Raw genomic sequence first — 2239 nt, 5'->3', positions numbered from 1 at the left:
GTTAAGTTTTTGTACATTCAATCGCTTTGATCTTCACATTGATGGTGATCATGTCGCGTTTTGCACTACATCGAGTGCATCGGAATAGTCAAACATCTTCTTGATTTTGATCGACCGTGGCGGCGATATCCCAATTAGCTAGCTCGTACATGCAGCTTCACGCCGACCATTTTTCTCGCGGCTCGAAATGAAAAACCGGCCTGAGCGGCCGGTTTTTTAAGAAAATTCAGTGGTGGAGAGGAAGGGGATCGAACCCTCGACCTTCGCATTGCGAACGCGACGCTCTCCCAGCTGAGCTACCCCCCCGAGGCAATCTGAGTCTAGCACAGCGTATTTTCAATGGGGTGATGTGGCCCCTAGGTCCTACCCGGAGCGGCGCTCAGGCCCATTCCGCACTCAACCGTTCCGCCTGTTGCAATACGGTTGCCACGGCCTCTTCCTGCTGGTCGGGCGGATATTTGTACTTGCGCAGGATCCGCTTGACCATCAGCCGCAGGCTCGCCCGCACGCTTTCGCGGACCGCCCAGTCAACGCTGATGTTACGGCGCAGGTTCTCGGTCAGCTCGTGGGCGATCTTCCGCAACGTTTCGTCGCCGAGCATCCGGACCGCCGCTTCGTTGTTGGCGAGCGCGTCGTAGAACCGCAGTTCATCCTCGGTCAGTCCGAGATCCTCGCCACGGTTTGCCGCCTCGCGGAATTTCTTCGCCATTGCGATCAGCTCTTCCATCACCTGCGCGGTCTCGATCGACCGGTTCTGGTAGCGCGTGATCACGTTGGACAGCAGCTCGGAAAACTTCTTTTCCTGCACCACGTTGCTGGCAAAGCGGCTCTTGATTTCGCCCTCGAGCAGCCGCTCGAGCAGCTCGACCGCGAGGTTGCGCTCCGGCAGGTTCTTCACCTCAGCCAAGAAATCGTCATCGAGGATGCCGATATTGGGCTTGTCTAGCCCGACCGACTCGAAAATATCGACGACCTCCTGCGAGACGACCGCCGAGCTGATAATCTGGCGGATTGCCAGATCCTTCTGTTCATCGGAACGCTTTTTCTGGCTCACGTCCTTCTTCGTCAGCAGCACCCGGACCGCCTGGAAGAACGCCACCTCCTCGCGCACCGCCTTCGCCTCGTCGAGCGTGCAGCACAGCGAAAACGCCTTGCTCATTGCGAGCGCATGATCGGCGAAGCGTTTCTTGCCGTCCTTCTCGCCGAGCACGAAATTGGCGGCGCCGGCGAGCAGCTTGTGGCCGGCGGTCAGGAAATGGCTGTAGTCGAAGCCGTGCAGCATCGCGCGCAGCACGTCAAGTTTTTCCTCGAGGAGGGCATAGGCTTCGTGCGCATCGACGGTCGGCCGTCCGCGACCATTGCTCGCGGTGTACTCCTTCAGCGCCTGTTTCAGCTCGCTGGCGATGCCGATATAGTCGACGACCAAGCCACCCTGTTTGTCCTTGAAGACTCGGTTCACGCGGGCAATCGCCTGCATCAGGTTGTGGCCTTTCATCGGTTTGTCGATGTATAGCGTATGCACACACGGCGCATCAAAGCCCGTCAGCCACATGTCGCGTACGATCACCAGTCGCAGCGGATCGGCCGGGTCCTTGAAACGCTTCTCCAGCCGCTTCTTGACCTGTTTCGGATAGATGTGCGGACGCAGCAGCGCCTTGTCCGACGCGGAGCCGGTCATGATGATCTTGATCGCGCCTTTTTCCGGATCCTCGTCGTGCCAGTCTGGCCGCAGCGCGATGATCGCGTCGTACAGGTGCACGCAGATCTCGCGACTCATTGCGACCACCATCGCCTTGCCGGGCTGGGCGGTATCACGCGCCTCGAAGTGAGTCACCAGATCGGTGGCAACACTTCTGATCCGCGGGTCGGCGCCGACGATCTTTTCGAGCGCGGCCCAGCGGCTTTTCAGCTTCGACGCGTCGCTGTCTTCTTCGTCCTCGGCGAGCTCGTCAACCTCATCATCGACGTCCGGCAGCATCTCGGCCTTCAGCCCGAGTTTCGCCAGGCGTGATTCGTAGTAGATTGCGACCGTCGCGCCATCGTCGCGCGCCTGCTGCATGTCGTAGACGTGGATGTAGTCGCCGAACACCGCGCGCGTATCGCGGTCTTCGCTGGACACCGGCGTACCGGTAAACGCGACAAACGTCGCATTCGGCAGCGCATCGCGCAGATGCTGCGCATAGCCGACCTGATAGCCTTTCTGGTCGCCCTTGAACTTGGCTTCGAAGCCGTACTGGGT

General features: G+C 59.5%; 1 protein-coding gene and 1 tRNA gene. Both read right to left on the bottom strand.

Annotated features, from left to right (window positions below; all coding sequences use genetic code 11):
* Nucleotides 1-230: 230 nt before the first annotated feature.
* A tRNA-Ala gene (locus WA702_RS24315) sits at nt 231-306 on the bottom strand.
* A gap of 73 nt (nt 307-379) precedes the next feature.
* Nucleotides 380-2239, bottom strand: a 1860-nt coding sequence (locus tag WA702_RS24310; RefSeq protein ID WP_425113099.1) for a type I restriction endonuclease subunit R, incomplete at its 5' end; no start/stop codon positions are given.

The organism is Bradyrhizobium sp., from assembly GCF_049798375.1.
Taxonomy (GTDB): Bacteria; Pseudomonadota; Alphaproteobacteria; order Rhizobiales; family Xanthobacteraceae; genus Bradyrhizobium.
The sequence above is the reverse complement of the archived record's forward strand: the minus strand, read 5'-3'. Positions and strand labels throughout refer to the sequence as shown.